The following is a 5,456-nucleotide window of genomic DNA, read 5'->3' as shown; positions in this document are numbered from 1 at the left end:
TCGATATCCTAGTTGAATTTATGGGTAAAGCCGACTCCAAGCATTACTTGAGTCTGCTCTTCTACTTGGAAGATAAACTTGGATGCTCCTTAGACCTTGTCACCGACAAGGCTCTGCGCCCCGAACTCCATCCATTGATAGAAAAAGAAGCAATCTATGTCCCGTGAATATCTGTGAAGTATCATCTAAACCAAGAGCCAATCTAGAGATAGCGGCTGATGTCTTCTCCCTGTTCTGCCAAGAACGACAAAGCCCGGAAGCGCAGCCCTACCACCTGATCGTAGAAGGGGTTGAGCTTGCACATCGGTGGGATGTGCATTATTTTGTGGCCAAACAGCACCACATCTCGCTCGAAAGGACAGCGAGCCGGGATCCACCGACACAAAAAGTGGGCCAGCCGGAGATCCCTAACTTCAATGCTATCAATTGCCGCTCGAATTGGTTGCAAGGGCGCCTGCAGCCAGTCGTGCAGGTGAGCCGCAGGCTTGAAGTACGTGGAAGTCATGGAATCCGTTTGCTCCTCTGAAGCTTTGCGCGCACGTTGCCAAGAAATCGTGGTAGAGCCCATAAGCTTTCACCTCAACACCTCAAGGGTGTTCGCTCTCTGCAGCAGTCATGCTCTCCTGCCCGGGTTTGTATCTAGGGAAACAGGAAGGCGTTTCTCTCCAGACTCAGTCTGCCTTCGGCGGCCAGAAACTTGCCTGGGTAACACAAAATCTCTGCTCAAGTTTGTAGAGGTACACATTTTGTATTCAAAAGTTAACCTGCAACGAAAACTACAGAATTGACCGCCTTGGCTGGCGAGCTGCCAGGGCTTGGGGATCCAGCTCAAGGCTGTTGTCCCTATTTCCAGGATGGAACAGAGCTTGGGCCTATGGTAGAGGGATCCCCGCACCAAAAGTTACCTTGAAGCATTGTTTTTCTTTATGATCAATATTTTCTCAAGATGTTGTTGTCGAGAGTTACAGGAGATAACGAGCAAGGGATCCCGGCTGCTGGGCACTCTACAATTCCAGGAGAGGTTCCCAGCGAGTGGGAAGCGGGCAGGGGATGGGGATCTCCTCTTCTTACTCGGTCTTTCTTCAGAGGCTGCTTATGAAATTGGCCTATTGGATGTATGCTGGCCCCGCCCACATCGGCACGCTGCGGGTGGCCAGTTCCTTCAAAAATGTCCACAGCATCATGCATGCTCCCCTGGGGGACGACTATTTCAACGTGATGCGTTCCATGTTGGAGCGGGAGCGGGACTTTACCCCGGTAACTACCAGCGTCGTTGACCGGCAGGTGTTGGCGCGGGGATCGGACGAGAAGGTGATTCGCAACATCGTCCGCAAAGATGGCGAGGAGCAGCCGGATTTGATTGTCGTCACCCCCACCTGCACCTCCAGCATTTTGCAGGAGGATCTGCATCACTTTGTGCGGCAGGCCCAGTTGGCCAGCCGCTGCGACGTGCTGCTGGCCGATGTCAACCACTACCGGGTCAACGAGTTGCAGGCCGCCGATCGCACCCTGCAGCAGATTGTGGAGTTCTACATCAACAAAGCCCGCAAAAGCGGCGAATTGGACGGCTTACCCCAGAAGACAGAACGTCCTTCCTGCAATATCCTCGGCATCTCCAGCCTGGGCTTTCACCACGCCCACGATCTGCGGGAGTTGAAAAAGTTGCTGCGGGATCTGGGTATCGACCTTAACTTGGTGATCCCCCAGGGGGCCAGCGTCCACGATCTCAAGCATCTGGGGCGGGTCTGGTTCAACGTGGTGCCCTACCGCGAACTGGGGCCGATGACAGCTCGCTACTTGCAGGAGCAGTTTGGCACGCCCTACGTGGAGATCACCCCCATGGGAGTGGTGGAAACAGCCCGCTTCATCCGCCAAATCCAGCAGGTTCTCAACGAGCAAGGGATCCCGGTGGACTACGAGCCCTACATCCAGGAGCAGACCCTACATGTTTCCCAGGCGGCCTGGTTCTCCCGCTCCATCGATTGCCAAAACCTGACCGGCAAAAAGGCAGTGGTTTTTGGGGATTGCACCCATGCGGCAGCGATCACCAAGATCCTGGCCCGCGAGATGGGGATCCACGTGGTCTGGGCGGGCAGCTATTGCACCTACGATGGCGAGTGGTTCCAGGCGGAGGTGGGCGGGTATTGCGATCAGGTGCTGCTGACGGAGGATCACACCCGTGTGGCCGATGCCATTGCCCAGGCGGAGCCTGCTGCTATCTTCGGCACCCAGATGGAGCGGCATGTGGGCAAACGGCTGCGGATCCCTTGTGGGGTGATCTCCGCGCCCATCCACGTGCAGGATTTTCCCATCGGCTACAAGCCCTTTTTGGGCTACGAGGGCGCCAACCAAGTTGTGGACTTAATCTACAACTCCTTTACCCTGGGCATGGAGGATCACCTGCTGGAGGTCTTCGGCGGCCACGACACCAAAGAAGTGATCCACAAGAGCCTGAGCGCCGATTCCGATCTCATCTGGACGCGGGAGGCCCAGGCGGAGCTGAACAAGGTGCCCGGCTTTGTGCGGGGCAAGGTGAAGCGCAACACCGAAAAATTTGCCCGCGAGCGGGGATTGACCGAGATCACTCTAGAGGTTATGTATGCGGCCAAGGAGGCTCTCGGGGCTTGACGGGATCCATCCGACGTGATGGAAGCTCTGGCTCGCCGATCCACAAACCTTGCTTGCAACTCCCGTACAATGCCGCACAACCGCTCGTCTGAAACGGCCAGGGTTTTGGAGGCAATCTTGTCTGGCACGCCGCCGAAAAACGCCTCGGCAATGCCCCTAGCGATACAGCCCGTTGAGGGGCCGACAGCGCGCTCCCCCTGCAAGTTATCCTGCCGAGTCGACCAAGCCTCGCACCGCCCGCACTAGCTCGGCGGGCAGCGGAGAGGCGGGATCCCAGCACAGCTCCAGTTGGTTGGGATCCCTGGGCAGATCTTCCTGGCAGGGGCCCGTGTGCAGGACAGCCACACACCGCAGGTTGCCCCGATCCCGACAAAACTCATGCCAGAGAGGAATAGCCGCCGGATCCCGGCTGACCAAGAGGTAATGGGAGCAGGCTTCCAGGACCGGCTGCTTGTGGGGATCCACCTTGCCGCCCACATCCACGATCACCAAGCTTTTTTGTTGGCGCAGGGCGAGGATGGCCTGGGCGTGGAAGCTGAAAAATTCAGGGGTCAAGCCTCCCCGGTAGCGGTGCTTGAGGATTTTGGCTTCTTCCGGCGGCAGATCCAACGTCCAATTTCCTTCCCCATCCCAGTGGGCCCGCTGTAGATAAACGTTGGGATCCTGGGGCAGCAGGGCCTCGAAAAGAGCGCGGGCCAGGCGGCTTTTACCGCTATCCGGAGGGCCCACCACCATCACTGCCGCCGCCAATTCTGAGCCTGGCCTGCCCTGCACCCAGGGGATGATCTCGCCCACCTGCACCTCTGGGCTGTGGCTGGAGACCACCACTGCCCCCAGTCGCGGGTCGTAGCAGGCCACCCAGCGGGTGAAGTGGCACTCATGCACCAACCAGCCGTAGAGCCAAATGGGGGCGCGCCCGCTCAGCACCACTCCCAAGCGGGTATCGATCCCAGGAGGCAGGCGCAGTTGGGCCAGGTCTTCCGGGAAAACCAGCCGATCCGGCCGGGTCAACTCGATTTCAATGACCTGAAACGATAGCCCGCCAAGATGGGGTTTCTGCGGCCAATGGGCCAGATAGCCAGACCGCAACTGCAGTGCTACAGCAGCCATAGCAATGGGGACGAAATGACAACAGACTGGCTCCAGTATGGAAAAGATTGGAATCGGGAGCTTCCAATTGTTGGCAGAGTAGGAGTGGAGGGATCGGGCCCTGCGCTGGGGCTGGCTTTGGAGGAGAGAGAGGAGATGAACGAGCTGCCTCTGACGGTGGAGGTGTTGCGCTGGCTGGCGGGCGGACAGTTGCCAGAGCGCCTGGAGCGGGCGGTGCGTCTGTGGGTGCTGCTCCAGTGCCTCTATGGCGAAAACCGCTGGCCGGATCTGCCGCAGACCTTTGGCTACACCCACCTTCGGGATCGTCTCTTCTCGCCCCACCACCCCAAGCAGGATTTGTCCCACGGGATCTCCTGCCCGGATCCCGGCTGCATTTGCCAGAAGCCCCTGAGCTTTTGGCTAAAGGATCCCGACCTGGTGGCCGCCTTGAAAGCCGAAGTTCCCCATCTGGAGACGCTGCTGGCTAGCCGGCCCTTTTTCAAGACCCACCGCACCCTGCGCAAAGAGCTGGACTACCTGGCCGCTCGGGGCTGGCTGCAGCCAATCGAGGCCAACTCCAAGCGAAGAGATAACTTTCGCTGCCGCGCCGCCGGGGATCGCCCCTCCTTGCCGACGGCTGCCTCGGCCTTGACGTTGTCGGGCGGCCAGCTTGAGCAGATCTACCACGTCCTCAGCGACGTGGCCTTTGTGCATCCCGATGTGCAGGTGTTGCTGGACGATATCTGGAGAGGTCATCAACACCGGCAGCGGCGGCTCTTTGTCTGGTTTGAATACATCCTCTCCGACGAACAGCAGGAGCGGGTGGACGAATACCAAAACCAGCTAGAGGCCTTCTGGACAAAACCGGCGGCAGGGCTGATCCGCTTTGATTACGAAACCCGCCAGCACGGGATCCAAAGGGTTTTCACCTACCCGGTTTGCCTGTTTTATGCCCGCCGCGCCAAGTATTTGGCGGCCTTTGGTCAGCTCCCGCAGGCTGCCGGATCCCTGGGCTGGCACAATTTTCGCCTGGATCGCATTCGCTCGCCTCGCCTGACAGTGGTGCCCTGGTCTGACCCTACGGTGCCGCCGGAACTCTTGGCCCGCCAGAAGCAAGGGAACTTGCCCACTCCTGAGGAGGTGCAAGCGGCCTGGGAAGAGGCCTGGGGATCTGATTTCTATCTGCCCAAGGCGCTCTTGATCCTGCGCTTTGCGCCCGAGTTTGCCCGCCGCTACGTGGACAACACGGTGCGCCACCCCACCTTCCAGCCCATTGCCTACGAGCGGATCCCGGCTTTGGTGCGGCGGGAGATCGCCGATGCGGGGGAACAGGAAAAGATCTTGCACATTCTCCGGCAGAGGCCAGCCAGCGACCGCTACTTCCGCGCCTATGTGCGGGTGGGAGACACCAATTTCACCATGCGCCTGCGGGACTGGCGACCCAACGGCGAAGTGATTGCCCCTCTGGCCTACCGGGAACAGATGGCCCAAGAAGCACAGGCGGAGCTGCAGTTTTATCGGCCCGAGTTCGTGCTTTCTTGACCTACCCGTCCATAATCTAGATATTAGATATGGTGTGGTCGAACCTAGTATGAGTCCAGAATCTGAGATTCATTACTAAACTACCACAACATGTTGGAAAACGCTATCTCGTTTCTGCTCCCTAAAAGAAAAACAAGAAAGTGAACTCCTGACTCGTAGATTGACCATCTCGCTTGGCTATCAAAACATTCAACTTA

General features: G+C 58.4%; 4 protein-coding genes. 2 read left to right on the top strand and 2 right to left on the bottom strand.

All coding sequences use genetic code 11. The features are described 5' to 3' along the window. Nucleotides 1–202: 202 nt before the first annotated feature. A complete protein-coding gene (locus NW852_RS10910; RefSeq protein WP_414370538.1) occupies nucleotides 203–505 on the bottom strand; it encodes a Mo-dependent nitrogenase C-terminal domain-containing protein in 303 nt (100 codons plus the stop codon). A 590-nt stretch (nucleotides 506–1,095) separates the two neighbouring features. On the opposite strand from NW852_RS10910, the gene bchB reads away from it, so the two are divergent. Then, complete coding sequence (gene bchB, locus NW852_RS10905; RefSeq protein ID WP_414370537.1) at nucleotides 1,096–2,628, top strand: ferredoxin:protochlorophyllide reductase (ATP-dependent) subunit B; 1,533 nt, start codon at nucleotides 1,096–1,098, stop codon at nucleotides 2,626–2,628. Between the two features lie 204 nt (nucleotides 2,629–2,832). Here the strand turns inward: bchB and crn3 are convergent, their stop codons facing one another. Then, complete coding sequence (gene crn3, locus NW852_RS10900) at nucleotides 2,833–3,738, bottom strand: CRISPR-associated ring nuclease Crn3/Csx3 (RefSeq protein ID WP_414370536.1); 906 nt, start codon at nucleotides 3,736–3,738, stop codon at nucleotides 2,833–2,835. A gap of 135 nt (nucleotides 3,739–3,873) precedes the next feature. On the opposite strand from crn3, the gene NW852_RS10895 reads away from it, so the two are divergent. After that, a complete protein-coding gene (locus NW852_RS10895) occupies nucleotides 3,874–5,259 on the top strand; it encodes a TIGR03985 family CRISPR-associated protein (RefSeq protein ID WP_414370535.1) in 1,386 nt (461 codons plus the stop codon). Nucleotides 5,260–5,456 lie beyond the last annotated feature (197 nt).

It is taken from the genome of Synechococcus sp. H60.1 (assembly GCF_047462335.1).
Taxonomy (GTDB): domain Bacteria; phylum Cyanobacteriota; class Cyanobacteriia; order Thermostichales; family Thermostichaceae; genus Thermostichus.
Note: the sequence above shows the minus strand (reverse complement) of the source record. Positions and strands in the feature narration are given on the sequence as shown.